Raw genomic sequence first — 26,964 nt, 5'->3', positions numbered from 1 at the left:
CGACTGCTCGCGCGGGGACGCTACCGCAGGGACTGCTCGCGCGGGGACGCTACCGCAGGATGGCTACGGAATGCCCGGGAACCCGGGTGGCGTCCTTGCCGATCTCGGGGGCGTCCCAGGCGAGCACCAGCTCACCGCTGACGGGTATGGATACCGCCTCCTCGCCGAGGTTGCACGCGACCGTCAGGCCGCCGCGCCGCAGCACGATCCAGCGCTGATCCTCGTCGTAGTCGACGACCAGATGGTCGAGCCACGGGTCGGCGAAGTCGGGCTCGTTGTGCCGCAGGTTGATCAGATCGCGGTAGAACGCCAGGAGCCGGGTGTGCGCTCCCGATGCGATTTCACCCCAGTTCAGCTTCGACCGCTCGAACGTCTGCGGATCCTGGGGGTCGGGGATCTCATCGGCGTCCCACCCGTGTTCGGCGAACTCCGCTTTGCGTCCCTTGCGGGTAGCCTCGGCCAGTTCCGGCTCAGGATGCGAGCTGAAGAACTGGAACGGCGTGGATGCTCCCCACTCCTCACCCATGAAAAGCATTGCGGTGTAGGGAGATGCCAGCACCAGAGCGGCTTTGACGGCCAATTGTCCCGGCGTCAGGTTCTGCGACGGGCGGTCTCCGAGGGCGCGGTTGCCGACCTGGTCGTGGGTACAGGTGTAGGCCAGCAGTCGGGTCGCCGGGATGCCGGTGTCCTCGGTGGTGTCCAGCGGGCGACCGTGGCGGCGCCGCCGGAACGACGAGTAGGTGCCGGCGTGGAAGAAACCGTGGCGAAGCGTCTGGGCCAGCGTGGCGAGGGACCCGAAGTCGCCGTAATAGCCCTGCCGCTCGCCGGATACCGCGGTGTGGATGGCGTGGTGGATGTCGTCGGCCCACTGCGCGGTCAGGCCGTATCCGCCGCGTTCGCGTGCAGTGATCAGCCGCGGATCATTCAGGTCGCTCTCGGCGACCAGAGCCAGGGGGCGGCCCAACTGCCTTGACAGCCAGTCAGTTTCGGTGGCGAGCTCCTCGAGCAGGTGCACTGCGGTGAGGTCTACCAACGCGTGCACCGCGTCCAGCCGCAGACCGTCGGCGTGGAAGTCGCGCATCCACCGCAACGCACATCCGATGATGTACCGGCGCACCTCGTCGGAGTCGGCGTCGGCGATGTTGATGCCCTCGCCCCACGGATTGCTGGCCGACGACAGATATGGTGCGAACTTCGGCAGGTAGTTGCCCGACGGGCCGAGGTGGTTGAACACCGCGTCGATCAGCACGCCAAGGCCGCGGGCGTGACACGCGTCGACCAGTCTGACCAGGCCGTCGGGACCGCCATAGGGTTCGTGCACGCTGTACCACAGCACGCCGTCGTACCCCCAGCCGTGCGTACCGGCAAAAGAGTTCACCGGCATCAGCTCGACGAAGTCGACGCCGAGATCGACCAGGTAGTCGAGCTTTTCGATGGCGGAGTCGAAGGTACCCGCGGGCGTGAAAGTGCCGACGTGCAGTTCATAGATCACCGCGCCTTCGACCGACCGACCCGACCAGTCACTGTCGGTCCAGGCCGCGTTCGACGGGTCCCAGAGCTGGGAACGTTCGTGCACCCCGTCGGGCTGGCGGGCCGAGCGCGGGTCCGGCAGCACCGTGTCGTCGTCGTCGAGCAGGAAGCCGTAGCGGGCGTCCGCGGGCGCGTCGACGTCGGTGTGCCACCAGCCGTCGTCGGAGCGGACCATGTCGTGCACCGTGCCGTCGACGTCCAGTCGCACCAGCTCGGGTTTCGGTGCCCATACTTTGAATTCAGTCATCACGACGCTCCAGCAGCACCACGGGCAACTCACCGAACAATTGCGCGGCTGACGTCGGCCCGCTGGCCACCGCGCCCGTCAGTCGATCGGTCCACGACCCCTCCGGCAGCGGCACTACCGTGTCGCCCCAACCGGTGTCGGCCAGGGCCACCGTCCAGCGGGTCACCGCCACCAGAATGCCCGGACCACGGCGGAACGCCACGACATGATCGCGGGCCTGACCCGCGGCGAGCACCGGCACGTAATCGCCGTTCAGGAAACAGTCCGGCCGCGACCGCCGTAGCCGCAGTGCGGTGGTGACCACGCGAATCTTGGGGTGCTGCAATTCTTTCAGTGCGTTGCGCCGCGTCGTGTAGTCGACCTCGCGGCGATTGTCCGGATCGACCAGACTGTCATCCCACAGCTCGGTGCCCTGGTAAACATCCGGGATGCCGGGCACGGTCAGGGCCAACAGCTTCTGGCCCAGCGCGTCGCTGGCGGCATGCGGGTTGAGTTGCCCCACGAGTCTGGTCAGCTCGCCGGCCACCGGCCCGTCCAGCACGGTATCCAGCCAGCTGTGCACGGCGCCTTCGAAGTCGGAGTCCGGGTCATTCCACGACGTGTGCCAGGCGGCCTCTCGAATCGCCTTCTCGGCGTAGGCGTGCAGCCGCTCGCGCAGTTCGCCGGTGACTTCGCCGCTCACCGGCCAGACGCCGAAGATGTTCTGCCACAGGAACTGTCCGGTTGCGGGATCGGGGGAGGGGGCATGAGTCTCCCAGCGCCCGACGAACTCGGCCCACAGCGACGGCACCTGAGAGAGCACTCCGATCCGGGCCCGCACGTCCTCGCCGCGTTTGGTGTCGTGCGTGGTCAGCGTCGTCATCGCGGCCGGCCACAGCCGTGCGCGGGTGGCCGAACTCTGGTGGAACTCGGCGGCTCCGACTCCGAACCGGTGCGGTTCGCCGCCGACCTCGTTGAGCGACACCAACCGGGCGTCGCGGTAGAACAGGCAGTCTTCGACAGCCTTGGCCGTGACCGCGCCGCAGAGTTGCTGCAGGCGGGTGGCCGGCTCGCCGCCCCGGGCCAGTGCCGCCGCCAGCACCGTCAGCGCGGGACCCAGATCCGGTTGCGCTGCTTGGGTTTCCGCCAGGGCAGTGGGCAGGATCGCCGACAAAGACTGGTAGTCGCACCGGTAGACGTCGATGTGGGTGAGCAGGGCGGCCACGGCGTCGGACAACCGCGGATCATCGGCACCTGCGCTCGCGACGATGCTGCGCCGCAACCTGGCCAGCTCACTGCCCAGGGTGTCGGTGGCGGCGCGGATCTTCAGTTGCGCCAACATATCCGGCATTGCACTGTAGTCCACGCCCGCGGACCCGACGAGTTCGGTGAGCGTGGTCTCGCCTGCCGGGTCGACGAAAAGCCCGCCGACCTCCCGCAGCACGTCATAGCCGGTGGTGCCGGCGACCGGCAGCGTGGGTTCCAGCGCCTCGTCGACGCCCAGGATCTTCTCGATGACGATCCAGGCGTCGGGTCCGACCGTCTCGCGCAGCCAGATCAAATAGCCTGCCGGATCTGCTAATCCGTCCGGATGGTCGATGCGCACCCCGTCGACGAGCCGCTCGCTGAACCAGCGGGCAACTTCGGCGTGGCTGGCGTCGAAGACGCTGCGGTCCTCCTGACGTAGACCGGCCAGCGAGGTGATCGAAAAGAATCGGCGGTATCCGACCACCCCGTTGCGCCATCCCACCAGCCGGTAGTGCTGGCGCTCGTGCACCTCGGGGCCGGGGCCGTCGCCGGTGCCCGGGGCGATGGGAAGCGCCAGGTCACCCAGTCGCAGCAGGTCGCCATCCACCGTCAGATCGGCCGCATCATCGTCAGAACCCAACAGCGGCAAAACGATTCGGCCCGCATCATCCAAGGTCCAGTCGATATCGAAGTACCCGGCGTAGTTGGATTCGCGCCCGTGCCGCAGCACATCCCACCACCAGGCGTTCTGATCCGGCTGGTCGATGCCCACATGGTTGGGCACAACGTCGATCACCAGGCCCATACCGCGTGCCTGCGCCGCTTCGGACAGCCGTGCCAGCCCTTCCGGGCCGCCGATTTCGGGCGACACCGTGGTCGGATCCGTGACGTCGTAACCGTGCGAGGAGCCCTCGGTCGCGGTCAGGATCGGGGACAGGTAGACGTGGGACACCCCGAGTTCGTCGAGGTAATCCAGGAGCTTTTCAGCATCGCCAAGGGTGAACGCGAAGCCGCTGGACGCGCCGCGCAACTGCAACCGATAGGTTGCGGAGACCGGTAAAGGCATACGTCACAACGTCTTACGTAAAATGAGCACGGAGCGTCCGGGCAGTGCGACCTCGTCGCCCTCGTCGACCACCCGTTCGGTCACTCCGGTCGGGCTGGTGGTGTCCAGCTCCACTGTCCACTGCTGTGCATAGTCGCCGTGCGGCATGACAAATGTGACTTCCTGGTCGTGGGCGTTGAAACACAGCAGGAACGAGTCATCGACGATCCGTTCGCCACGGCGGTTCGGTTCGGGCAGGGCCTGGCCGTTGAGGAACACCGCGATGCTCTTGCCGAAATCGTTGTCCCAGTCCTGCTCTGTCATCTCCTGCCCGGCAGGCGTCAGCCAGGAAATGTCGTGGACTTCCGACTCGCCACTGCGGATGGGCCGGCCCTTGAGGAAGCGGCGGCGGCGAAACACCGGATGCTTCTTGCGCAGCCGCGTTACCTTGCGCGCGAAGGTCAGCTGATCGGCGTTCTTCTCGATTAACGACCAATCCATCCAGGACAACTCGGAGTCCTGGCAGTAGACGTTGTTGTTGCCGAACTGGGTGCGCCCGATCTCGTCGCCGTGGGAGATCATCGGGGTGCCCTGACTGACCATCAACGTCGCCCAGAAGTTGCGCATCTGTTGGCAACGCAGCGCGACGACGTCGGGATCGTCGGTAGGTCCTTCCACGCCGCAGTTCCAGGACCGGTTGTGGCTCTCACCGTCGCGGTTGTCTTCACCGTTGGCGGCATTGTGTTTTTCGTTGTAGGACACCAGATCCTGCAGGGTGAAACCGTCATGGGCGGTGACGAAGTTGATGCTCGCGCCGGGCCGCCGGCCGGTCGCTTCGTACAGGTCCGACGACCCGGTCAGCCGGGAAGCGAACTCGCCGAGGGTTGCGGGCTCGCCCCGCCAGTAGTCGCGCACAGTGTCGCGGTATTTCCCGTTCCACTCCGTCCACAAACCTGGGAAATTCCCAACCTGGTAACCACCCTCGCCGACGTCCCACGGTTCGGCGATCAACTTGACCTGGCTGACCACCGGGTCCTGCTGGACCAGGTCGAAAAACGCTGACAGCCGGTCGACGTCGTAGAACTCGCGGGCCAGGGTGGCGGCCAGGTCGAACCGGAAGCCGTCGACGTGCATTTCCAGCACCCAGTAGCGCAGCGAGTCCATGATGAGCTGCAGGGTGTGCGGGTGCCGCACGTTGAGGCTGTTGCCGGTGCCGGTGAAGTCCTTGTAGTGGCGAAGGTCACCGTCGACCAGGCGGTAGTAGGCGGCGTTGTCGATGCCGCGGAAGTTGATCGTCGGGCCTAAATGGTTTCCCTCGGCGGTGTGGTTGTAGACGACGTCGAGGATCACCTCGATGCCGGCCTCGTGGAAAGTGCGCACCATCGACTTGAACTCGGCTACCGCACCACCCGGTTTGCGCGTCGCCGCATATTGATAGTGCGGAGCCAGAAAGCCGAAGGTGTTGTACCCCCAGTAATTTCGCAAACCCAGGTCGAGCAGCCGGTGGTCGTGCATGAACTGGTGGACCGGCATCAGCTCGATGGCGGTGACATTGAGCGATTTGAGGTGGTCGATGATCGCCGGATGCGCCAGCCCGGCATACGTGCCGCGCAGTTCGTGTGGGATACCCGGATGAGTCTGGGTCATGCCCTTGACGTGCGCCTCGTAGATGATCGTTTCGTGATACGGCGTGCAGGGCGCCCGATCAGAGGCCCAGTCGAAGAACGGGTTGATCACGACGCTGGTCATGGTGTGGCCCAGCGAGTCGACCATCGGGGGAGTACCGGTTTCGGACGGGTCCTCGGCCGCCACCTCCAGGTCGTAGGAAAACAGCGCCTGAGTGAAATCGAAGTCGCCCACGAAGGATTTGCCGTACGGGTCGAGCAGCAGCTTGCTCGGATCGCAGCGGTGACCCGCCGCCGGATCGAACGGTCCGTGCACGCGAAACCCGTACCGCTGCCCAGGGGTAACGGTCGGCAGATAGCAGTGCCAGAGATAGCCGTCGACTTCGTCGAGATTGATCCGGGTTTCGCTCCCGTCGCGCGCGATCAAGCACAGCTCGACCTTCTCGGCGACTTCGGAGAACAACGAGAAGTTGGTGCCGGCGCCGTCATAAGTGGCTCCCAAGGGAAATGGCGCCCCGGGCCATACCGTCGCCAGTTCGGGTGAGGCGTCCGCGCCGTCATATGCACCCTGGTTCCCGCGCTCCGTCGACGACATCACCAAACCTTATCCGTGTCGGCCGCCCTTGGTCGCGTGTCACCACCAACCGGTGATCGCCGCGATCTGCCGTCCCAGTTCCGGTGCCAGCGTCCGCATGTAGGTGGGCGTCAGGTGGTGCGGATCCCGGTAGATCAGCACGTTTCCCTCGACGGCGCGGCACGTATCGGGCCGGCAGATCGCGTCTGACAGGTCGATCGGCTTGAGCAGCGGGAACTGAGCGACGAAGTCCAGCGTGCCGTTGTGATCGGACAGCAACTCGGAGCGCTTCACTCCGCAGGACTCCGCATTGCCGGCCTTGGCCAGGCAGTCGGCGGGGTTGAACGGTTGACCGTCCTTGACCAGCCAGGGTGTGTCACGCACGCCCAGGATCGGAATGTTGTTGTCGGACAACGTTTGCCAGATGCCGATGTAGGTGGCGGGCATCACGTCGCCGGCCCTGATGTTCCAGGGCCGGGTCGAGGTGGTGAAGACGTAGTCGGGGCGGTCGGTGACCAGCTTGGCCATCGTCGTCTCCACCCACTGCCGGCACTGGGGGTAGGGCGCATTGTTGCCCATGATCAGCGGGACCTGCTCGGTGGACAACGCGCAGCCCATTTTGAGGTAGGTCACCACCTTGAAGTGGTGCAGCCGGCCCAGCAGATCCAGCGCGGGCAGCCAGTGCTCGGCGTGTGACCCGCCTGCCAGGGCAATGGTTCGCGGAGCATCGGTGTCGCCGTAGGTGCAGTTGACCACCGTCGGGTTGACGAAGTCGCTGATGCACCCGTCCCGGGTGGAGGCGGGCAGGTCTTCCTTGACTTCGAGCACCGTGGGCCGCATCCGCAGTTTCGGTACCCGCACGTGGTTGACCAGTGCCCGCGCGCCCGGGTAGTCGGCGGAGCTGAGTCCACTGAGCTCTTTGCCACCGGCGCGCTCGGCGACGAGATGTTCGCGCCAGGTGAATGACGTCGCGGTCAGGGTGACACCGAGCAGCGCCACCACTGATCCCAGCGCGATCGTCGGCCGGCGCCACCTCAGCCGCCAAGGCACCGGCGCGGACGGTGCCGCGGCTGCCCGGTAACGCAACGGGTCCTCGACGTGGCGGGTGGTGAGATAGGCCAACACCCCCGACACCAGCAGCACGCCCATCCCCTCGAGGAAATTGGCCTGGCGGTGACCGGTGTAGGAGAGCCAGAAGATCAGCAGCGGCCAGTGCCACAGGTACAGCGAGTAGGCCATCGCGCCCAGTGTCACCAGGGGTCCGACCGCCAGTACCCGGTTGGGCAGGGGCATCCGGCCGCGGGTGGCAGGCTCGCCGGCCATGTTGGCTCCCGCCATGATCATCAGCATCGCGGCGCCGACCGGTACCAGGGCCCACGGTCCAGGAAATTCCTTGACACCGTCGATCAGGGCACCGCACGACAGGATCGCCGCCAGTGCCACCGTGGCGGTCGCCGTCCGTAGCCACATGGGCCAGCGGATGTAGGGGACCACCGCGCCCACCAGCGCTCCCAGCAACAGTTCCCAGGCCCGGGCGAAGCTGTTGTAGTACGCGGTCGCCTGATAGGCCTGGTGGGCGATGATCGCGTACACGAACGACGCCACCGTCAGCACGCTGAGCAGCACCACGAAAACCGTGCGCAGGTGCCTGCCCAGCGGCCTGCCCAGATAGGCGACGGCCGCGATCAGTACCAGGAACGCCACGTAGAACTGGCCCTGCACCGACATGGACCAGATGTGCTGCAACGGGCTGACCGCCTCGCCGGCGCGCAGGTAGTCGGCCGCCGAGTGGGCCAGTTCCCAGTTCTGGTAGTAGCCGAGACTGGCCAGGCTCTGGTCGGCGAATGCCTCCCACCGGGTCTGCGGCTGGATCAGAACGGTCAGCAGCGCGCACCCCGCCAGCACCACGACCAGCGCCGGCAACAACCGTCGGATCAGGCGGACCACCTCGGTGGCCGGGGACAGCTTCCCGCCCAATCCGGCCCGCAGCACCTTGCCGCCGAAGAAGAATCCGGACAGGGCCAGGAACACGTCCACCCCGCCGGACACCCGGCCGAACCAGATGTGGAACACGGCGACCAGAGCGATCGCGATGCCGCGTAGACCGTCGAGATCGTGCCGGTAGAAGCCGGACGAGCGCGTGCCCATGCCCGCGGCCTGCGTGGTGGCAGCCGGGATCGGAGGAGGCGGCGGTGTCGGCATGATCACCGCTAACTTACCGAAAACCGCCGCCCGCTCCGTGCGGAGCAAGCGGCGGCTTGGGGGAAACCCGGGAACCCGGTCGGTCAGCGCGGGGCGGTGGCTCCCGGGGCCGGTTGCGCCGGCATCAGCTGCAGCGGCGGCTGCGGCGTGGGAACCAGTGGATTCGGCGGCTGGGGGATCACCTGCTGCAACGGTGCCTGCGGGAGGGCCTGCTGCTGCAGCGGCGCCTGCTGAACGGGAGCCTGTTGGCCGGGGATCGTCTGGGCTGGGGCCTGTTGGCCGGGGATCGTCTGGGCTGGGGCCTGTTGGCCGGGGATCGTCTGGGCTGGGGCCTGTTGACCGGGCACCGCCTGGGCTGGGGCCTGCTGACCGGGCACCGCCTGGGCCGGGGCCTGTTGACCGGGCACGGTCTGAGCTGGAGCCTGTTGGCCGGGGATCGTCTGGGCCGGAGCCTGCTGTCCGGGCACCGTCTGCGCCGGCGCCGGCTGCACCGGTCCGGTCTGCAACGAATTCGTCCCCAGGATCCGGACCAGGTACGGCGCCATACCGCTGGCGCGCACCGGCGAGACCTGCACGACGTCACCGACCTCGAGCATCTGCCCGTTCCCCAGGTACATCGCGACGCTCTGGGTGCCTTCGGGGCCGTAGAAGATCAGATCGGCCTTGCGGGCCTGCTGGGGAAGGACTTTCTCACCGACCCGGTACATCTGACCCGAGGAACGCGGCAGCTTGAGCCCGGCGCCGGCATAGGCGTACTGGATCAGGCCCGAGGCGTCGAACCCGACGGTGTTGATGCCCGAACCGGTGCCGCGGGTGGGTCCGGTGACACCGCCGCCGGCCCACGAGAACGGCACGCCGCGCTGGGAGAGTCCGCGCGCGATCACCGTGTCGGCGAGCTGCTGGTAGTCGTTGGACCGGGTGTAAGGATCTGCGGACGCTATCCCCGCGGCAGTCACCATTGGCGCCACGAACATCAGCAGCCCGATCGCGAAGGCGTAGACGCGTTTCATTTCGTTCCCTCGTTTCCTGGGGCCGGGTGGCCCCTCTGTGCCTCAGCGCGGTGACCGCGCGCATCCGCCGGCGTTCAGGAGCGATGGGCCGCCTCTTCGGGGCCGAGCGCCGCTGGACCTGATGGCGTGACCGACCCCGTTAGCCGAGCCCAAATCACACCAGTCACTACAGACACTTTGACAACAGAGATAAGTGACCGCCAGAGTGGCGAAACATTATTTGTAGGAACGTGACCCGACGGTGATGGAGAGGGTCAATCTTGTGATGGCAGTTGTGATTTCGGTCTCAAAGACGTTGCCGCCACGTGATGTCGCGAGAACGTGTTCAGCGCCCGAACGTGTTGCTGAAATCCGTCAGGGCGTGGCCCAGCACCGAGGCCAGGCTGAGCACGCCGACCGCGACGATCGGCCAGAAGGACATGAACCAGCCCTTGACCAGTGACACGAATGGACCCACCAGGGCGGCGGTCCCGGCGGCGCCGATACCGCCCCACACCAAGGGGTAGATGTAGTAGTTCACCCCGAACGGCACCATCGGGCAGTCGTCACCCTGGCAGACGTTGTCGGTGAAGGCGAACAACCGGGTCGGCCAAGTCGTCATGGTGACCGCGGCGATCAGCAACCCCAGCAGCACAAACATGGTGATGACGTCCCACGGAACCAGGCGGAGCCGGATGACCCGGCGCTGATCCTGGTCCGGGTCGCGGGACTGTTCCGGTGCTGCCATGCCCTGCATGCTTCCCGATGAACGGGTTTTCTGCGACCGCAACCGACTAAGGTCGGCTTTCGTGGCAGCGGCCGGACAATCACCAACCCGATTGACGCCCGCGCAGATCAGCGCGATCGATGCCGCACATCTCTGGCATCCATACAGCACGATCGGCAGGGAAGCGATACCGCCGGTGGTGGCCGTCGCTGCGCGTGGCGCCTGGCTGACACTGGTCCGCGACGGTCGCCCGGTCGAGGTGCTGGACGCGATGAGCTCCTGGTGGACCGCCATTCACGGCCACGGGCACCCGACCCTGGATGCGGCGATGATCGCCCAGCTGAACACCATGAACCACGTCATGTTCGGTGGTCTGACCCACGAACCGGCCGCCCGGCTGGCCCAACTGCTGGTGCAGATCACCCCGCCGGGCCTGGAGACCGTGTTCTTCAGCGACTCCGGTTCGGTGTCGGTGGAGGTCGCGGTGAAGATGGCGTTGCAGTACTGGCGCAGCCTGGACCAACCGGCCAAGCATCGCCTGATGACCTGGCGAGGCGGCTACCACGGCGACACGTTCACGCCGATGAGCGTCTGCGACCCCGAAGGAGGCATGCACTCGCTGTGGTCCGACGTGCTGGTGCCCCAGGTGTTCGCCCCGCAGGTGCCGCGGGACTACGACCCCGCCTACAGTGCGGCGTTCGAAGCCCAGGTGGCCGACCATGCCGCCGAGTTGGCAGCCGTCATCGTCGAACCCGTGGTGCAGGGAGCCGGCGGGATGCGATTTCACGACCCGCGGTACCTGTCCGACCTGCGCGAGATCTGCCGTCGCCAGCGGGTGCTGCTGATCTTCGATGAGATCGCCACCGGCTTTGGGCGCACCGGCGAGCTGTTCGCCGCCGACCACGCCGGCGTCAGCCCGGACATCATGTGCGTCGGCAAGGCCCTCACCGGCGGATATCTGAGCCTGGCCGCGACCCTGTGCACCACCGACATCGCCCACACCATCAGCGCCGGTAGCGCGGGAGCGCTGATGCACGGGCCGACGTTCATGGCCAATCCGCTGGCGTGCGCGGTTTCGGTGGCCAGTGTCGAGGTTCTGCTGAGTCAGGACTGGCGATCCCGGGTCACCGAGATCGCTGCCGGACTGAGCGCCGGGCTGGCACCGGCCCGCGCGCTGCCGGGGGTCACCGACGTGCGGGTGTGCGGCGGCATCGGCGTCATCGAATGCGACCGCGCGGTTGATTTGGCGGTTGCCACGCCCACGGCGCTGGACTGCGGTGTGTGGCTGCGCCCGTTCCGCAACCTGGTTTACGCAATGCCCCCGTATGTCTGCACACCCGACGAGATCGCTCAGATCACCTCGGCGATGGTGCAGGTTGCCCGGCTCGTAGTCTGATCAGCGATGAAGTCAACCGAGACGTCCCCGCTGGCCTGGCTGGAAGCGGTGGAGATCCAGCGCCGTCAGGCCGGTTTGCGCCGATCCCTGCGGCCTCGTCCGCCGGTGAGCACCGAACTCGACCTGGCCTCGAATGACTACCTGGGCTTGTCTCAGCATCCCGACGTCATCGAAGGCGGCGTCCAGGCGCTGCGGGTGTGGGGTGCCGGGGCCACGGGTTCCCGGCTGGTCACCGGCGACACCGAACTGCACGCGCAGTTCGAGGCCGAACTCGCCGAGTATGTCGGTGCCGCCGCCGGGCTGGTTTTCTCCTCGGGTTACACCGCCAACCTGGGTGCGGTGGTCAGCCTGTCCGGTCCGGGCTCGTTGCTGGTGTCCGATGCCTACTCGCACGCATCCCTGGTCGACGCCTGCCGGCTGTCCCGGGCTCGGGTGGTGGTGACGCCCAATCGCGATGTCGGCGCGGTGGAGTCGGCTTTGGCCGCCCGCGACGAAGAGCGCGCCGTGGTCGTCACCGACTCGGTGTTCAGCGCCGACGGCTCATTGGCGCCGCTGCGCGAACTGCACGACGTGTGCCGGCGACACCGCGCGCTGCTGATCGTCGACGAGGCTCATGGACTCGGCGTGCGGGGCGGCGGCCGCGGCCTGCTGCACGAGGCTGGGCTGGCCGGAGCGCCCGACGTGGTGGTCACCACCACCCTGTCGAAGGCGCTCGGGAGTCAGGGCGGGGTGGTACTCGGCCCGGCCGAGGTGCGCGCCCACCTGATCGACGCGGCACGACCATTCATCTTCGACACCGGCCTGGCGCCCGCCGCGGTGGGCGCCGCACTGGCGGCGCTGCGTCTGCTCATTTCCGAGCCGTGGCGGCCGGCGGCGGTACTCAGCCATGCCGACACGCTGGCCCAGGCGTGTGGTGTCGCCGAGGTTCCGCAGTCGGCGGTCGTGTCGGTCATCCTGGGTGATCCCGAGGTCGCGCTGGCCGCGGCCACGGCATGCCTGGAGGCGGGCGTCAAGGTGGGTTGCTTCCGGCCGCCGACCGTACCCGCCGGGACCTCCCGCCTTCGCCTGACCGCGCGGGCCTCGCTGAGCGCCGACGAACTCGACCTGGCCCGGCGGGTGTTCGCCGACGTGCTGTCCGGCGCCCGCCGTTGACGGTCCTGGTCGTCACCGGCACCGACACCGGCGTCGGGAAGACGGTCGCCACCGCCGCGCTGGCGTCCTGCGCCCGTCAACTGGGCATCGATGTGGCTGTTTGCAAGCCCGCCCAGACCGGCACCGCCGATGGCGACGACGACCTGGCCGAGGTGCGGCGCCTGGCCGGTGTGACCGAACTCGCGGGCTTGGCGCGCTACCCGCTACCCATGTCTCCGGCGGCGGCTGCCGAGCAGGCCGGGACGTCGCTGCCGGCTCGCGACGAGATGGTGGCACTGATCCGCGGCATGGACCGACCGGGCCGGTTGACCTTGGTAGAGGGTGCCGGCGGATTACTGGTGGAACTCGCCGCCGGCGGCGTCACACTGCGTGATCTCGCGGCGGACCTCGAGGCCCCCGTGCTCGTCGTGACCAGAGCCGGTCTGGGGACCCTCAACCACACCGCGCTGACACTGGAAGCGCTTGCAACACATGACGTTCCGTGTGCCGGATTGGTGATCGGCAGTTGGCCGGCGCAACCCGGAGCGGTGGAGCGTTCGAACCGCCCGGAGTTGAACCGACTGGCGCCGGTGCGCGCCGCGCTGCCAGAGGGCGCCGGCACGGCCGCCGGCTTTGCGGCGATGAGTGCGGCCGCGTTCGACGGCGACTGGGTGAGGTCGGTGGTGTCCTGATGGCGCATTCGATCGAGCTGCTCTTCGACTCTGACACCGAGGCCGAGTTGCGTCGGATGTGGGACGACGTCGGCGCGTTGAAGAAGGCGGGGCTGCCCATCCGCGTCCCGCCCGGCCGTCCGCACGTGACGGTTGCGGTCGCCCAGCGCATCGACCCGGCCGTCGACGAATTGCTGGTTCCGGTGGCGCAGCAGTTGCCGTTGCGCTGCACCATCGGCGCACCGGTGTTGTTCGGCCGGGCCAACGTCGTGTTCACCCGGCTGATCGTGCCGTCACGAGAGTTGCTGGATCTGCACGCCGAAGTACATCGGCTGTGCGGCCCACATCTGATCCCCGAGCCGATGGCGAACAGCCTGCCGGGGCAGTGGACGGCACATGTGACCCTGGCCCGGCGCATGGACGCCGCGCATCTCGGTTCGGCACTGGCCGTTGCGGGCCGGCCGGCGCAGTTCGAGGGCCGCTTCGCCGGACTCCGCCGCTGGGACGGTGACGAGCGCGTCGAATTCAGTCTCGGCTAACCGCCGAACAACAGATATAAGCCCATGAAGGTGTAGCCGACCATCACCAGCATCATGGTGAGCTGCCCGGTCAGCTGATGTGCCGATGGCAGCAACCGCAAAGCCTTGTCGTGCGCGGCTATGACCGCCACGATGTGCCCGGTAACTACGCAGGTCACTTTGATGGTGGACAGCACGGCGGGGTGCATCGACAGGATGTAGGCGACCTGCCAGTCACGGCTGAGCGGGTCGGCCAGCGCGATCACGGCCTGCTGGCCACGCTCCACCAGGTATGTGAGGTAGTGCGCGAAAATGTAGCCGACCACGATGGGGATCAGCGAGTGCGCCATCTGGCCGGGCAACGCCCGACGCTGCTCGGCATCCACTCCGCCGGTGGCCCGAGCTGCAAGCGAAAATGTCAGTGCTACAACGGAAATGAAGACGATCAGGCCGGCGGTGCGCAGCGCCGACGACGTCAGCGTCTCCGGCACCCCGGATGCCTCCCGTGCCACCCCGTCGGAGAAGTTGCGCCATGTCGGCGATGCGGAGAAGCTGTCGAACGCCGTGGAGCCCAGCAGCACCGCCAGTACCACCACGACGCCCGGCCGCACCGGCAGCGACGGCAGATGGTCGAACGGGTTGCCGACGACGATCTTTCCGGTGCCGGCATCACGCCGAAAAGGCGACAACCGGGACACCGCCATGCTGTAGACGCCGAACGGGTCGGCCCGGGCCAGCCAGCGCTGACCGCATAGCCAGGCGCCCACCAGGAGAACGACGGTGTAAACCAGCAACCAGATCTTCACGGCGAACACCGACGCCGAGTCGGGGCTGGCCAACTCCATCCAGACAAACGCGAACAGCCCCAGCGCGGCAGGACGGTAACCCCAGCTCTCCGGATAGGCGAACCGCGCCCGTCCCAGCCGCTCCGGCAGGCACCGCCGCAGCATGACGTACACCGTGCGGACCGGCGAGACCATCCGCCATACCGGCCCGAAAACCAATGAGAGAGCCACCAACCCGACCCATAGCACAACGTAGAACGCCCCGAGGAGACCGTTGGCCTGCGTCTGCGGGCCGAACAGCCCGGCCAGCAGCACCCACACTGCCAACAGCAACGCCAGTGCCGCCACCGTCCAGCGGGTGACACGGGCATCGACCAAGCGGGTGACCGCGTCGGGCAGGGCGTGTCCCGGCTTGGCCGGATCGAACCGGGGCTTCTTCCACGCCAGGGCAACCAGTGCGAATGTGAACGTCAGGGCCCACGCCGCACCGATCAACGCGAAGGTGTAGGGGACCGGAAGATCGTTCGACCCGCCGAGGCCATGCGCCAGCACCGCCCCGGCGGTGGTCACGGCTGGATCTGGATGGTGGCGATAGTGCGCTTGAGGTGGTGCAGCTCGACGTCGACATTGCCGGGCACGTCGACGGAGAACTGGAATGTTTGGTTGGGCGCCGCCGCGATCTCGAACTTGTGGTCGGGCACCGAATGAACATGCAGCTCGTCGGTGACGTCGCTGGTGATCTTCAGCGTGATCTGTTCTTTCACCCTGGCTTGCAGCGTGGCGTTGGTCGGGTTCACCTGTCCGTTGGCGATGGTGACCTCGATCGTCAGGCCCGGACCCACCGCACCACTGGTCTGATGGTCACGGTGCGAACTGCCACCGCAGCCGACCAGCGCGCAGGCCACCACGGCTGCCCAGGCAGCGGCGAAGATGCGTGCAGTCATCAACTCATGCCGCCCGCGGGAGCGGGTGTCGTTCTTCCTCCGCTCGTTTGGGTTTGCTGGTCTCGCCGTTGATCCGTCCGGCACCCCAGGTCAGGGCCGCGATCACCATCAGCGTGAAAATCAGCACCAGTATCGAGCCGGCCGTGAAGAGCCACTCTGGGGCGTTCGGGTCGCGTTCGCGCTGCAGGATCGTGTTCTCCAGGACGAACGGCCGGGTGATCACGGGCTGGGCAGGGATCTCGGGAGCGGGGATCGCCTCGTCGGCCGGAGCGTAGATCGGAACGGCGGTCATGGTGTAGCCGTCCTGGACGCGCAGCAGGGTCTTCCAGGAGCCCCAGACCGGGATGGGTTGAGTGCTGCGGTAGTGCCCCGGGCCGACCCGCTGCAGCCGATCGATGACCAGACCACGCTGGTTCTCCATCTTGCCCTGCCAGGACGTGATCGACACCCAGTCAGGTTCGTCCTTGATCAGGTCAGGCGGATTGATCTGGACGTCCGCGGACACCATCTGCTTGCCGGGCTCGCTGGGCAGGTCGGTCAATTTGATGGTCGCGGTGTTCTTGCTCGGGATGACGATGTGCAGCCCGTTGGCCACCGCGCCACCGATTACGACGACGGTCGCCGCGACAATGGCGATGCCGATCGCCCGACGCGGCAGCGGTTGCCCGGTGAGCACCATCCCGGTCAGCGCGCCGCAGAGGCCCATCATCACCGCCACGGGCACCGACATCGCGAGGGCCTCGCCCCACATGCTGGTCGGCCATGGGTAGTGGTAAACCGCGCCCACCCACAGTGAACTCAGCCAGAGGCCGACGGTTCCGATCAGCAGACCGGCGACGGCGCCGAAGGCGATGGGGCGCTTGAACAGGGGACTGAGGGCGAGCAACTCGACGATCAGCGCCGGCCCGAGGTACAGCGGGAACCAGTTGATCGGAGCTCCCAAAATTGGGCCGACGGTGAATGCGACCGCACCACGCAGTGCGATGGCGAACAGCGCCGCGATGATCGCCGCGCCCTTGCCCAGCGTCACGCGGGCCACGACCAGCGCCAGCGATGCCACGCCGGCGATCATCATCGGGTGAAACGCCAGGCGGAACTGCTGGACGCCGAAGTCGTATTCGATCTGGTAGACGGACAGGCCGATCAGCAGCCCGCCGCAGGACAGATAGCGCAGGAACCGCACGAACGGCTTCTCCGGCGGCGCATCCGGCAGCGCCCGTCCGCCCTCGTATTCGAGCATGAGCACCGAGAACAGCGAGAGCCCGGCGCCGCCGATCATCATCAGGTGCGTTGGTCCCCACAGCGTGACGTCCTGGCCGAAGATGCGGTGCCAGATGTCATCGAGCGGGAACCCGAACAGGGCGTACATTCCGCAGCCCGCCATCAAGATGCCGCCGACGGGTGCATGCCAGTTGTCAGTGATGCGCACCGGCGCCGGGCCAGGCTCGTCGAACGGCAGCACGATGGCGATCATGCCGGCCAGGAATATCCCGAACAGGCCGAAAATGATGAAGTAGTGCGCCGGATTGGCCAGTGGGCCCGGGTCGCGGCCCTCGCCGATATGCCAGCTGACGTCCCAGATGAAACCGAACAGCGCGCAGATGATCGACGAGGTGTACACCAGCACCGGTAGCGCCACCCACGACGGGCGCTTGAACTTGACGCCGAGCCAGTCGGCGAACCGCCCCAGCCACGTAATCCGGCGGGTGCGGTGCGCATACCCGATGGCCAGCATGATCAACGTGATGACCAGCGCGGCGACCGAAAGCCCGATTACCTGGTTGATGGCGGCTCCACCGGCCGCCGGTGCCTCCGCAACAACTGTCAATATCACCGCGATCGCCTCCCGTTGCGCACGGCTGACTGGGACGAACCTGTAATGCCCAAAAGACGGGCAGGTCAATCCTGCTTTTTGCCGGAGCTTCGCCGGTTTTTCATTGCGACGTACAGCACCACTCCCGCGACGATCAGCGCCGGCAGAAACGCCGGTATGGCCAGCCAGATCCCGTGGTCGGCCAGGTAGGTGACGGGCGGATTGCTCATGGTGCTTCCATACCCTCCCGGAACCGGTCGTATCCCGGCAACCGCACGGCATCCGCCGACCGGGCGCCCGCTACCCTAACCTGAACACCATTTCATTCCGGCTGCCACGAACGCCGCGGCCGCGAACAGGTCCGACCGTGCTCGGACGCGATCAACAAACAGGGGAGTACCCGGTGACTCAAGCGCCAACTCGACCGACCAGCGACACCGGCCAGGATGGCAAAGACAGCGACGACATCCTCGCGGTTGCCCGCCGGCAAGTGCTCGACGGTGGCCAGGGACTGAGCAAAGACCAGGTGCTGCAGGTCCTGCAGTTGCCCGATGCCCGGCTGGAAGAGCTGCTCGCACTGGCCCACGAGGTGCGGATGCGCTGGTGCGGCCCGGAGGTCGAGGTCGAGGGAATCATCAGCCTCAAAACCGGCGGCTGCCCGGAGGACTGCCACTTCTGCTCACAGTCGGGCCTGTTCCAGTCCCCGGTGCGCAGCGCCTGGCTGGACGTCCCCAGCCTGGTCGAGGCGGCCAAGCAGACGGCCAAGTCCGGTGCGACTGAGTTCTGCATCGTGGCCGCGGTGCGCGGACCCGACGAGCGGCTGCTCGCCCAGGTCGCCGCCGGAATCGAAGCGATCCGCAACGAGGTCGAGATCCACATCGCCTGCTCGCTGGGGATGCTCAACGCCGAGCAGGTGGAGCGGCTGGCGGCGATGGGTGTGCACCGCTACAACCACAACCTGGAGACGGCCCGCTCGTTCTTCACCAACGTGGTCACCACGCACACCTGGGAAGAACGCTGGCAAACCCTGTCGATGGTGCGCGAAGCGGGCATGGAGGTGTGCTGCGGCGGGATCCTGGGCATGGGGGAGACGCTGGAGCAGCGCGCGGAATTCGCCGCTGAGCTGGCCGAACTGGACCCGCACGAGGTGCCGCTGAACTTCCTCAACCCGCGCCCCGGCACCCCGTTCGGCGACCTGGAGGTGCTGCCGGCCAGCGAGGCTCTCAAGGCGGTGGCAGCGTTTCGGCTGGCGTTGCCGCGGACCATGCTGCGCTTCGCCGGCGGCCGGGAGATCACCCTCGGCGACCTGGGCGCCAAGCAGGGCATCCTGGGCGGAATCAACGCCGTGATCGTCGGCAACTACCTCACCACGCTGGGTCGCCCCGCCGAGGCCGATCTGGAGCTGCTCGACGACCTGCAGATGCCGCTCAAGGCGCTCAACGCGAGTTTGTAGAAAGAGAAGCGTGGCGGGAAATCTGGGTGCTCCGGTCGGAGCCGGTGTCTACAACGTCTACACCGGGGAACCGGCGGGCTCGGCCACGCCCACGGCAGCACAACTGGGGCTGGAGCCGCCCCGGTTCTGCGCCGAATGCGGACGACGGATGATCGTGCAGGTCCGGCCCGACGGCTGGTGGGCACGATGCTCCCGACATGGCCAGGTGGACTCGGCAGATCTGGAGGCGCAGAGATGACCGAGGAAGCGGTAACCGACGTTTCTCCACCCCTGGATCGCCCGGTGGGGCCGCGCACGCCCCGCAATCGCGCGCTGCTCACCGTCGTGCTGGCACTGAGTGCTGCCGGTGTCTTGGTCGGTGCGCTCTGGGCGTGGATCGCCCCGCCGATCCACGCCGTGGTCGCGGTCAGCCGCAAGGGTGAGCGGGTGCACGATTACCTGGGCAGCGAATCGCAGAACTTCTTCGTGGCGCCGTTCATGTTGCTCGGTCTGCTCGGCGTGCTTGCGGTGGTCGGCGCCGTGGCGGTGTGGCAGTGGCGCGACCACCGGGGACCGCAGATGGTCGCCGCGCTGACCGTCGGGCTGATCGGGGCCGCGGCGGCCGCCGCGGGCGTCGGCGCGCTCCTGGTCCTGTTTCGTTACGGCGCACTGAATTTCGACACGGTTGCGCTCGCGTCAGGCGATCACAACGTGACCTATGTCAGACAGGCGCCACCGGTTTTCTTCGGTCACCTGCCGCTGCAGATCGCCGCCACGCTGCTGTCGCCGACGGCGACCGCGGCCCTGATCTATGCCCTCGCGGCAACCGGGACGGTGCGCGACGACCTGGGCGGTTACCCGCCCGTCGACCCGCGTCCTGCTGTGGTGCCGCCCGTTCCTGCCGGACCGGTCGCCCCCTAGAGGGGACGCCGGTGGATCTTCCTGCCGGTGATGACCTTGGCCGCGATCACGGCCAGACGTGCCATCCCGGCGTAGGTCATCGGGTTGAACATGGTGGGCCAGGTGGTCCGGATGAGGTTGTCGGTGATGGGCCGGCCGGCGAACCGGTCGATGAGCCAGCGCAACGCCATCGGTGAGGACAACGGGTGCAGCAGCATGTGCTCGTTGAAGGCGTCGCGGTGGTAGGTGACGTCGGCGCCGCCAGCTGAGTAGGCGTCGGCCAGCGCGTCGATGTCGTCGACACCGATGAGGTAGTCGTGCACGGCCTGCACGATCAGCACCGGCGGCGTCGGCACGGCGACTCCCAGGGTGGTGCTGTCGAAGACATGCGCGACCGCCGGGGTGGCCAGGATGTCGTCCAGTGGCTCGTCCAGGTAGTCGGCCATGTTCTTCTTGGCCATCGAGATGACGGCCTGCGCGGTCGTCATCCGCTCCATGCTCTCGAGCATGGCCAGGCCGTCTTCGTTGGCGTGTTCCTTAATCACGGCGTCCAGGTCGGGGTAGGCGTGCGTCAGCGCGGCCACGACCATGGCGGGCAGGCCGGCGAGCAGACTGCCGTTGAGTCGCTTGAAGGTGTTCCCGAGGTTGCCGACGGGCGATCCGAGCACCGCACCGACGATGTCGAGCTCAGGGGCGTACTGGCCGCACATTTCCGCGGCCCACGCGCTGGCCAGCCCGCCGCCGGAGTAGCCCCACAGCCCGATCGGTGCCGACGCGGGCACACCGAGCCGTTCCGAACTGAGCACGGCCCGCAGACCGTCGAGGACCCGGTAGCCGGGTTCGTACGGGGTCCCCCACAACCCGCGCACGCCCTCGTGGTCAGGCACCGACACCGCCCACCCTTCGGCGACGGCCGCGCTGATCAGCAGCAGCTCCAGCTGGGTCAGCGAGCCGACCGCCTTGGCGCGGCGGCGCAGCGCGTAGGACGGAAAGCACCGGGACGAGATGGCGTCGATGGCGCACTGGTACGACAGCAGCGGCATGGTCTTGCCGGGGGCGGGTTCCTTCGGGAGCAGGACGGTGGTGACCGTCGCCTCAGGATTTCCGTTCATGTCCGTGGTCCGGTAGAGCAACTGCGTCGCCGTGATGGACTGCGGGATCAGCCCCATGAACGCCAGTTCGACCTCGCGGGAGCGCAGCACGGTCCCCGGCGCGGCGTGCTGGAAGCCGGCGGGCGGCTGGTAGAACGGGTCGTCGGCCGGGAGCAGCGGGCGGACCTTGCGCTGCAGCTCTTCATGCGGGGGTCGCCCGATCCATTCCGCCCCGGTTTCGCCTCCCAGCTTTGCGAGCTCGACCATTAAGGCTCCCTTCGTGGCCTTCGTCGCGCCCAGCGATCCCGAATGAGGGCGGAGTTCAGGCTAGTCATAATGCGGCGCCGGCTGCGCGTGGCGGCCAGCGCCTCTTACCAGTATCTTAATTCGCCTTATTCTTCTCTTATACAAGCTACTGTACAAACCGTCGACACGCCTAAAACCGCGCCGGGTGCCGCTCGTCACAATCCATTGTCGGCCCTATCCGGGGGGCTTCAGTGCAGCAAATTCGTCGGTGACCCGCAGTTGGGAGTCGGTGAAGCGGTAGAGCGCGGCCGGTCGCCCGCCGCTGCGGCCGGACTGGGCGATGGTCCCGGTGGCGGTGATGACTTTGCGGCGGGCCAGCACCCGCTGCAGATTGGTCGCGTCGACCTGATAGCCCAGCGCCGCGCCGTAAATGTCGCGCAGCGTGGACAGTGCGAATTCCTTTGGCGCCAAGGCAAATCCGATGTTCGTGTAGGACATCTTGGCGACCAGGCGGGTGCGCGCGTGGGCCACCATCGGTCCGTGGTCAAAGGCCATCGGTGGCAGCGCATTGACTGGATGCCAGCGCGTGTCCGGGGGTAACTCGGGTGTCGCGGGGGAGGGCACCAGCCCCAGGAACGTCGAGGCGATCATCCGCCCGCCCGGCACCCGCTGTGGATCGGAGAACACCGCGAGCTGTTCGAGGTGGGACAGTTCGCGCAGATCGACCTTCTCGGCCAGCTGCCGGCGGACCGAGGTGGTCATGTCCTCGTCGTTGCGCAGCCGTCCACCGGGCAGCGACCACGCGCCGCGCTGCGGATCCTGGGCGCGCTGCCATAACAGCACGTTCAACTGGGGTTTTCCCTTGTGTGAGCCGCCGGTAACCATCCCAACCTGGAACACGACGGCGAGCACTTCGTGGGCGGTGCTACCATTGGGCATGTTTTCGATTGTAAGTCGAAAACCTCCCGAGTGCGAAAGGAGCCGCCATGACGATTTTGAATCGCATGGACACGCTCGCGGAGCGGCGATCGCAAGCACGGCGCAGCCGGGCGCTGGGGGTCGGCGCCATCTGTGATGAGCTCGCGGCCCGCATCATCAGCACGCCCACCGGCTATACCGGGGTCGACGGCGACGCGCAGTGGGCTGCCGAGATCCGCCGGCTGGCACGGTTGCGCGGCGCCACCGTGCTGGCGCACAACTATCAGCTGCCCGCGATCCAAGACGTCGCCGACCACGTAGGGGATTCGCTGGCGCTGTCGCGGATCGCCGCCGAGGCGCCCGAGGACACCATCGTGTTCTGTGGCGTGCACTTCATGGCCGAGACGGCGAAGATCCTCAGCCCGGACAAGACCGTGCTGATCCCGGATCAGCGGGCCGGATGCTCCCTGGCCGACTCGATCACGCCGGACGACCTGCGCGCCTGGAAGGCCGAGCACCCCGACGCCGTGGTCGTCTCCTACGTCAACACCACGGCCGAGGTCAAGGCGCTCACCGACATCTGCTGCACGTCCTCGAACGCCGTCGACGTCGTCGCCTCCATCGACCCCGACCGTGAGGTGCTGTTCTGCCCGGACCAGTTCCTGGGCGCGCATGTGCGGCGGGTGACCGGCCGCAAGAACCTGCACGTGTGGGCCGGTGAATGCCACGTGCACGCCGGCATCAACGGCGACGAGCTCGCCGAACGGGCGCGTGCCAACCCTGACGCCGAGCTGTACGTGCATCCCGAATGTGGTTGCGCCACTTCGGCTTTGTACCTTGCGGGCGAGGGGGCCTTCCCGGCCGAACGGGTCAAGATCCTGTCCACCGGCGGCATGCTCGACGCCGCGCACCAGACCCGCGCGCAGAAGGTACTAGTCGCCACCGAGGTCGGCATGCTGCACCAATTGCGCAGGGCGGCACCGGAGGTCGACTTCCAGGCGGTCAACGACCGCGCGTCGTGCAAGTACATGAAGATGATCACCCCGGCGGCGCTGCTGCGCTGCCTGGTGGAAGGCGCCGACGAAGTCCACGTCGATCCGGATGTCGCCGCGGCGGGCCGGCGCAGTGTGCAGCGGATGATCGCGATCGGTCAGCCCGGCGGTGGCGAATGAGCACCCGGCCGGTGTGGCGTGACAGCGCCGATGTCGTCGTCGTGGGGATGGGCGTGGCAGGCCTGGCCGCCGCGCTGGCCGCCCACCGCGCGGGAGCCCGGGTCGTGGTCCTGAACAAGGCGGCGCAGACACGTGGGGTCACCGCGACCCATTACGCCCAGGGCGGCATCGCCGTCGTGCTGCCCGACAACGACGATTCCGTCGATGCCCACGTCAGTGACACGCTGACGGCGGGTGCGGGACTGTGCGACCCGGACGCGGTGTACTCGATCGTCGCCGACGGCTACCGCGCCGTCACCGAATTGGTCGGGGACGGAGCACGATTCGACGAAGCCGTGCCCGGCACCTGGGATGTGACCCGCGAAGGCGGCCACTCCCGTCGGCGGGTGGTGCACGCCGGTGGCGATGCCACCGGAGCCGAGGTGCAGCGCACGCTCGACCATGCCGCCCGGACCCTGGACATCCGCAGCGGCCATGTCGCGCTGCAAGTCCTGCACGACGATGCGGGCGTGACCGGCCTGTCGGTGGCCCGTCCGGACGGTACCGGCATCATCAGCGCACCCTCGGTGATCCTGGCCACCGGCGGTCTGGGACATCTCTACAGCGCGACCACCAACCCGAACGGATCCACCGGCGACGGCATCGCTCTGGCCCTGTGGGCGGGCCTGGCGGTCAGCGATCTGGAGTTCATCCAGTTCCACCCGACCATGCTCTTCATTCCCGGTGCGCAGGGGCGGCGTCCGCTGATCACCGAGGCCATCCGCGGCGAGGGCGCGATACTGCTTGACAGTCAAGGCAATTCGATCACCGCCGGTTTGCACCCGATGGGCGACCTGGCCCCGCGCGATGTGGTTGCGGCCGCCATCGACGCGCGGCTGAAAGCCACCGGCGACCCGTGCGCCTACCTCGACGCGCGCGGCATCGCCGAGTTCGCCTCGCGCTTCCCGACCGTGACGGCCGCGTGCCGGGCAGCCGGCATCGACCCGGTCCGCCAGCCCATCCCGATCGTCCCTGGAGCGCATTACAGCTGTGGCGGCATCGTCACCGACGTGTACGGCCAAACGGAGCTGCCAGGTCTCTACGCGGCGGGTGAGGTGGCCCGCACCGGAATGCACGGCGCCAATCGGCTGGCCTCCAACAGCCTGCTGGAAGGCCTGGTTGTCGGTGGCCGTGCCGGGCAGGGGGCAGCCGCCCACGCGGTGGCGTCCGGTCGTCCGTGCGCACAGCCGGCCGAGCCGATCACGCGCACCTCGCTGCGGCGCAGCGACCTGCAGCACGCGATGAGCCGCGACGCCTCGGTGGTACGCGACGCCGAGGGCCTGAACCGGTTGGCCGACATGCTGAACGCGGCCGCGACGCGCACCGTGACGTGCCGGCAGGATGCCGAGGATGCGGCGTTGACGCTGGCCGCGCGCACGGTCACGGCCGCTGCGCGGGCGCGCACCGAGAGCAGGGGTTGCCATCACCGCGCCGAGTCCCCGGCTGCCGCCACTGACCAGGGACGCAGCGCGCTGGTACGGCTCGGCCCCGACCGCAGCTCCGTTCAGGTGGAGACCCTGGCGGCGGTGGGCTGATGAAACTGGATGCCGCCGAGCGGGCCGATGCGATAGCGACCATTCGCCGTGGCCTGGACGAGGACCTGCGCTACGGGCCGGATGCCACGACCCTGGCAACGGTGTCGGCGAGCGCCGTCGCCACGGCGTCGATGGTGCCGCGCGAGCCCGGCGTGATCGCCGGAGTGGACGTGGCGCTGCTGGCGCTCGACGAGGTGATCGGCAGTGACGGTTACCAGGTGCTGCACCGGGTAGATGATGGCGCGCGGGTGGTGCCGGGTGAGCCGCTGCTGACCGTGCGGGCCGAGACACGCGGCCTGTTGACGGCCGAGCGGACCATGCTCAACCTGGTGTGCCACTTGTCCGGCATCGCCACGGCGACCGCTGCGTGGGTGGACGCCGTGGAGGGCACCAAGGCCAAGATCCGTGACACCCGAAAGACGCTGCCCGGACTGCGGGCACTGCAGAAGTACGCGGTGCGCGTGGGTGGCGGCGTGAACCACCGCCTGGGCCTGGGTGACGCGGCGCTGATCAAGGACAACCACGTCGCGGCCGCGGGATCGGTGTTGGCGGCGCTGCGTGCGGTGCGTGCCGCCGTACCGGAGTTGTCCTGCGAGGTCGAAGTCGACTCCCTCGAGCAGCTGGATGAAGTGCTGCCGGAGCAGCCCGAGTTGATCCTGCTGGACAACTTTCCGGTGTGGCAGACCCAGATCGCGGTGCAGCGCCGCGACGCTCACGCGCCCGATGTGCTGCTGGAATCCTCCGGAGGGCTCAGCCTGGACACCGCGAAAACCTATGCCGGGACCGGGGTGGACTACCTCGCCGTGGGCGCACTGACCCACTCGGTACGGGTGCTGGACGTCGGCCTGGACATGTAGGCCCGACCTCGACCGCCCGCGTCCGTTCCGACGCGCATCGTCGCCCGATCAGGGCGTGGGTGGGGGCGCCGGCCGGCGGTTGACCCGGACCGCGATCCGCGGGAGCAGCCTGCCCGGTGACCGCTGGATGTCGTAATCCCAGTCCAGTCCCGTCCAGAGCTGCCAGCCACGCCAGCGGGCCAGCAGGACGAAGCCGGCGCCGACCAAAGTGGCGATCACCATGCCCGCCGACGCCCGGCCTACGTAGTCGAAGGCCACCGCCACAACACTGGCGGCCGCCGCGCACGTGGCGTAGAGGGTATTGCCCCCGAAGATCTGCGGCGTCCGTCGCACGGCCAGGTCTCGCAGGGCGCCGCCACCGACCGCGGTGATGGTGCCGAGCAGAACCGCGGGCAGCCAGCCCAGGCCGACGTGCAGGGTCTTCTGGGCGCCGGCCGCTGCCCAGCACCCCAGGGCCAGCGCGTCGACCACCGGGAACACCAGCGCCCACGCGCGGTCGTGCACCGGCGTCAGGAACGCGACGATCGCTCCCGCGATGACCGCCAGCGCATAAAGGTAGTCGGTCAGTGCGACCGGCGGGCCGTGCTGCAGCAACGTATCGCGGATCAGTCCGCCGCCCAGGCCCGACAGCGTGGCCAGCGCGGCGAATCCGATGGGATCCAGATGCATCTCGCGCGCCACGATCCCGCCAAGGATGGCGTTGCCGAAGACTCCGGCCAGGTCGATGACCCGGAGGAATTCGCCAACGGTGTCGGTCACGCCAATACGTTAAACCGTCAGCAGCAGCCTGGCCGCGGCCTTCGCGGCGTTGAGTGCGGTCGTGTCTCCGCTGGTGCGCGAGAGGATCAGCGCTCCCTCGATCAGCGAGATCACCGCAAACCCGGCCTGCTCGGCGCGGGCCGCCGGCCAGCCGTCCCGGCGCAGCCGGTCGGTGATCGCCGCGCACCATCCCGCGAAGGCACGGGCGGCGGCGTCGCGTATCGCGGGACTGCCGTGCACGGCCTCGGTGGCCAGTGGTTCCACGGGACAGCCGTCGCGGGGGTCGCCGGCCAGTCCGGCTGCCAGCACGTCGATCCAGCGGTCGACGATGTCGCTGACCGGTCTGTCGGTGGACAGCAGCTGGCGCAGCAGCTGTTCGATGGCCGAGCCGGTGGTGTCGACGGCCGCCGCGGCGAGCTGCTGCTTGCCCTGCGGGAAGTGGTGATACAGCGACCCTGGTTTGACGCCCGCCACTTCGAGGATCTGGCTCAGGCCGGTCGCCGCGTAGCCCTGGCGCCGGAACAGGGTGGCGGCGGTGTCGACGAGCGCGGTGCGGCTGCGGTCGGGTCTCGGCATGGTCTTGACTTTACT

General features: G+C 67.8%; 23 protein-coding genes and 1 pseudogene. 10 read left to right on the top strand and 14 right to left on the bottom strand.

The genetic code is table 11. The annotated features are described in order from the left end of the window. Positions 1-49 precede the first annotated feature (49 nt). From treZ to QXH22_RS00685, 6 genes and pseudogenes are all read right to left on the bottom strand, one after another. Complete coding sequence (treZ, locus tag QXH22_RS00710) at positions 50-1,777, bottom strand: malto-oligosyltrehalose trehalohydrolase (RefSeq protein WP_306274700.1); 1,728 nt, start codon at positions 1,775-1,777, stop codon at positions 50-52. Further along, positions 1,770-4,070, bottom strand: coding sequence for a malto-oligosyltrehalose synthase (gene treY / locus QXH22_RS00705; RefSeq protein WP_306274699.1), 2,301 nt, complete (start codon positions 4,068-4,070; stop codon positions 1,770-1,772). The genes treZ and treY overlap by 8 nt, the downstream gene beginning before the upstream one ends. A 3-nt stretch (positions 4,071-4,073) precedes the next feature. Continuing rightward, positions 4,074-6,269, bottom strand: coding sequence for a glycogen debranching protein GlgX (glgX, locus tag QXH22_RS00700; protein ID WP_306240841.1), 2,196 nt, complete (start codon positions 6,267-6,269; stop codon positions 4,074-4,076). A 39-nt stretch (positions 6,270-6,308) separates the two neighbouring features. Then, positions 6,309-8,450, bottom strand: coding sequence for an acyltransferase family protein (locus tag QXH22_RS00695; RefSeq protein WP_306274698.1), 2,142 nt, complete (start codon positions 8,448-8,450; stop codon positions 6,309-6,311). A gap of 341 nt (positions 8,451-8,791) precedes the next feature. Further along, a pseudogene (gene ripD / locus QXH22_RS00690) lies at positions 8,792-9,460 on the bottom strand (NlpC/P60 family peptidoglycan-binding protein RipD); the annotation flags it as partial. Between the two features lie 325 nt (positions 9,461-9,785). Continuing rightward, positions 9,786-10,187, bottom strand: coding sequence for a hypothetical protein (locus QXH22_RS00685; protein WP_306240839.1), 402 nt, complete (start codon positions 10,185-10,187; stop codon positions 9,786-9,788). A gap of 61 nt (positions 10,188-10,248) precedes the next feature. On the opposite strand from QXH22_RS00685, the gene QXH22_RS00680 reads away from it, so the two are divergent. From QXH22_RS00680 to QXH22_RS00665, 4 genes are read left to right on the top strand one after another with little or no spacing between them, the layout of a single operon-like run. After that, positions 10,249-11,562 (top strand): adenosylmethionine--8-amino-7-oxononanoate transaminase, encoded by a 1,314-nt coding sequence (locus tag QXH22_RS00680; protein ID WP_306274697.1) that lies wholly within the window; start codon positions 10,249-10,251, stop codon positions 11,560-11,562. 6 nt (positions 11,563-11,568) lie between these two features. Further along, entirely contained in the window at positions 11,569-12,714 is a 1,146-nt protein-coding gene (locus tag QXH22_RS00675) for an 8-amino-7-oxononanoate synthase (protein ID WP_306274696.1), read from the top strand. Next, entirely contained in the window at positions 12,711-13,385 is a 675-nt protein-coding gene (gene bioD, locus QXH22_RS00670; RefSeq protein WP_306274695.1) for a dethiobiotin synthase, read from the top strand. The genes QXH22_RS00675 and bioD overlap by 4 nt, the downstream gene beginning before the upstream one ends. Then, positions 13,385-13,903: a 2'-5' RNA ligase family protein gene (locus tag QXH22_RS00665; RefSeq protein WP_306274694.1), complete on the top strand. Its 519-nt coding sequence runs from the start codon at positions 13,385-13,387 to the stop codon at positions 13,901-13,903. The genes bioD and QXH22_RS00665 overlap by 1 nt, the downstream gene beginning before the upstream one ends. Here QXH22_RS00665 and QXH22_RS00660 read toward each other — a convergent pair. The 4 genes from QXH22_RS00660 to QXH22_RS00645 form a co-directional block, all read right to left on the bottom strand. Then, positions 13,900-15,237, bottom strand: a complete 1,338-nt coding sequence (locus QXH22_RS00660; protein ID WP_306240834.1) for a hypothetical protein — start codon at positions 15,235-15,237, stop codon at positions 13,900-13,902. The genes QXH22_RS00665 and QXH22_RS00660 overlap by 4 nt on opposite strands. Continuing rightward, a complete protein-coding gene (locus QXH22_RS00655; protein ID WP_306240833.1) occupies positions 15,234-15,611 on the bottom strand; it encodes a hypothetical protein in 378 nt (125 codons plus the stop codon). The genes QXH22_RS00660 and QXH22_RS00655 overlap by 4 nt, the downstream gene beginning before the upstream one ends. A 4-nt stretch (positions 15,612-15,615) precedes the next feature. After that, positions 15,616-17,397, bottom strand: coding sequence for a hypothetical protein (locus tag QXH22_RS00650; RefSeq protein ID WP_306275922.1), 1,782 nt, complete (start codon positions 17,395-17,397; stop codon positions 15,616-15,618). Positions 17,398-17,510: 113 nt separating this feature from the next. Beyond that, the gene (locus tag QXH22_RS00645) at positions 17,511-17,654 is read right to left on the bottom strand and encodes a hypothetical protein (protein WP_306240832.1); all 144 of its coding nucleotides are present in this window, start codon (positions 17,652-17,654) and stop codon (positions 17,511-17,513) included. Positions 17,655-17,827: 173 nt separating this feature from the next. Between QXH22_RS00645 and bioB the strand changes: the two genes are divergently transcribed. From bioB to QXH22_RS00630, 3 genes are read left to right on the top strand one after another with little or no spacing between them, the layout of a single operon-like run. Continuing rightward, positions 17,828-18,877, top strand: coding sequence for a biotin synthase BioB (bioB, locus tag QXH22_RS00640; protein ID WP_306240831.1), 1,050 nt, complete (start codon positions 17,828-17,830; stop codon positions 18,875-18,877). 10 nt (positions 18,878-18,887) lie between these two features. Then, positions 18,888-19,115 carry a hypothetical protein gene (locus QXH22_RS00635; RefSeq protein WP_306240830.1) on the top strand — a complete coding sequence of 76 codons (228 nt, stop codon included), beginning with the start codon at positions 18,888-18,890 and terminating at the stop codon, positions 19,113-19,115. Beyond that, positions 19,112-19,777, top strand: coding sequence for a DUF2567 domain-containing protein (locus QXH22_RS00630; protein ID WP_306240829.1), 666 nt, complete (start codon positions 19,112-19,114; stop codon positions 19,775-19,777). The genes QXH22_RS00635 and QXH22_RS00630 overlap by 4 nt, the downstream gene beginning before the upstream one ends. On the opposite strand, the gene QXH22_RS00625 is transcribed toward QXH22_RS00630, so the two are convergent. Further along, positions 19,774-21,114 (bottom strand): lipase family protein, encoded by a 1,341-nt coding sequence (locus QXH22_RS00625; protein ID WP_306274693.1) that lies wholly within the window; start codon positions 21,112-21,114, stop codon positions 19,774-19,776. The genes QXH22_RS00630 and QXH22_RS00625 overlap by 4 nt on opposite strands. A 213-nt stretch (positions 21,115-21,327) precedes the next feature. Then, positions 21,328-22,032 (bottom strand): NUDIX domain-containing protein, encoded by a 705-nt coding sequence (locus QXH22_RS00620; protein ID WP_306274692.1) that lies wholly within the window; start codon positions 22,030-22,032, stop codon positions 21,328-21,330. 47 nt (positions 22,033-22,079) lie between these two features. Here QXH22_RS00620 and nadA point away from each other — a divergent pair, with 47 nt between their 5' ends. The 3 genes from nadA to nadC are packed head-to-tail and all read left to right on the top strand — an operon-like array spanning position 22,080 to position 25,614. Beyond that, the gene (nadA, locus tag QXH22_RS00615; RefSeq protein ID WP_306274691.1) at positions 22,080-23,183 is read left to right on the top strand and encodes a quinolinate synthase NadA; all 1,104 of its coding nucleotides are present in this window, start codon (positions 22,080-22,082) and stop codon (positions 23,181-23,183) included. Beyond that, on the top strand, positions 23,180-24,757 hold the full coding sequence (locus QXH22_RS00610; protein ID WP_306274690.1) for an L-aspartate oxidase: 1,578 nt from the start codon (positions 23,180-23,182) through the stop codon (positions 24,755-24,757). The genes nadA and QXH22_RS00610 overlap by 4 nt, the downstream gene beginning before the upstream one ends. Next, positions 24,757-25,614 (top strand): carboxylating nicotinate-nucleotide diphosphorylase, encoded by an 858-nt coding sequence (gene nadC / locus QXH22_RS00605; protein WP_306274689.1) that lies wholly within the window; start codon positions 24,757-24,759, stop codon positions 25,612-25,614. Before QXH22_RS00610 ends, nadC begins: the two co-directional genes overlap by 1 nt. 48 nt (positions 25,615-25,662) lie before the next feature. On the opposite strand, the gene QXH22_RS00600 is transcribed toward nadC, so the two are convergent. Then, the gene (locus QXH22_RS00600; protein ID WP_306240820.1) at positions 25,663-26,373 is read right to left on the bottom strand and encodes a trimeric intracellular cation channel family protein; all 711 of its coding nucleotides are present in this window, start codon (positions 26,371-26,373) and stop codon (positions 25,663-25,665) included. A gap of 9 nt (positions 26,374-26,382) precedes the next feature. Next, the gene (locus tag QXH22_RS00595; RefSeq protein ID WP_306274688.1) at positions 26,383-26,949 is read right to left on the bottom strand and encodes a TetR/AcrR family transcriptional regulator; all 567 of its coding nucleotides are present in this window, start codon (positions 26,947-26,949) and stop codon (positions 26,383-26,385) included. Positions 26,950-26,964: the final 15 nt, after the last annotated feature.

The organism is Mycobacterium sp. TY814, assembly GCF_030755175.1.
Classification (GTDB): domain Bacteria; phylum Actinomycetota; class Actinomycetes; order Mycobacteriales; family Mycobacteriaceae; genus Mycobacterium.
This window is presented reverse-complemented; position numbering and strand designations above follow the sequence as displayed.

What these genes read in the sequence shown, in the direction of transcription:
- QXH22_RS00625 (WP_306274693.1), bottom strand. Translation starts at nt 21,114, where the DNA reads ATGGTCGAGCTCGCAAAGCTGGGAGGCGAAACCGGGGCGGAATGGATC.
- QXH22_RS00630 (WP_306240829.1), top strand. Translation starts at nt 19,112, where the DNA reads ATGACCGAGGAAGCGGTAACCGACGTTTCTCCACCCCTGGATCGCCCG.
- glgX (WP_306240841.1), bottom strand. Translation starts at nt 6,269, where the DNA reads ATGTCGTCGACGGAGCGCGGGAACCAGGGTGCATATGACGGCGCGGAC.
- treZ (WP_306274700.1), bottom strand. Translation starts at nt 1,777, where the DNA reads ATGACTGAATTCAAAGTATGGGCACCGAAACCCGAGCTGGTGCGACTG.
- QXH22_RS00610 (WP_306274690.1), top strand. Translation starts at nt 23,180, where the DNA reads ATGAGCACCCGGCCGGTGTGGCGTGACAGCGCCGATGTCGTCGTCGTG.
- QXH22_RS00675 (WP_306274696.1), top strand. Translation starts at nt 11,569, where the DNA reads ATGAAGTCAACCGAGACGTCCCCGCTGGCCTGGCTGGAAGCGGTGGAG.
- QXH22_RS00620 (WP_306274692.1), bottom strand. Translation starts at nt 22,032, where the DNA reads ATGCCCAATGGTAGCACCGCCCACGAAGTGCTCGCCGTCGTGTTCCAG.
- QXH22_RS00655 (WP_306240833.1), bottom strand. Translation starts at nt 15,611, where the DNA reads ATGACTGCACGCATCTTCGCCGCTGCCTGGGCAGCCGTGGTGGCCTGC.
- QXH22_RS00595 (WP_306274688.1), bottom strand. Translation starts at nt 26,949, where the DNA reads ATGCCGAGACCCGACCGCAGCCGCACCGCGCTCGTCGACACCGCCGCC.
- treY (WP_306274699.1), bottom strand. Translation starts at nt 4,070, where the DNA reads ATGCCTTTACCGGTCTCCGCAACCTATCGGTTGCAGTTGCGCGGCGCG.
- QXH22_RS00665 (WP_306274694.1), top strand. Translation starts at nt 13,385, where the DNA reads ATGGCGCATTCGATCGAGCTGCTCTTCGACTCTGACACCGAGGCCGAG.
- QXH22_RS00695 (WP_306274698.1), bottom strand. Translation starts at nt 8,450, where the DNA reads ATGCCGACACCGCCGCCTCCTCCGATCCCGGCTGCCACCACGCAGGCC.
- nadA (WP_306274691.1), top strand. Translation starts at nt 22,080, where the DNA reads ATGACGATTTTGAATCGCATGGACACGCTCGCGGAGCGGCGATCGCAA.
- QXH22_RS00685 (WP_306240839.1), bottom strand. Translation starts at nt 10,187, where the DNA reads ATGGCAGCACCGGAACAGTCCCGCGACCCGGACCAGGATCAGCGCCGG.
- nadC (WP_306274689.1), top strand. Translation starts at nt 24,757, where the DNA reads ATGAAACTGGATGCCGCCGAGCGGGCCGATGCGATAGCGACCATTCGC.
- QXH22_RS00645 (WP_306240832.1), bottom strand. Translation starts at nt 17,654, where the DNA reads ATGAGCAATCCGCCCGTCACCTACCTGGCCGACCACGGGATCTGGCTG.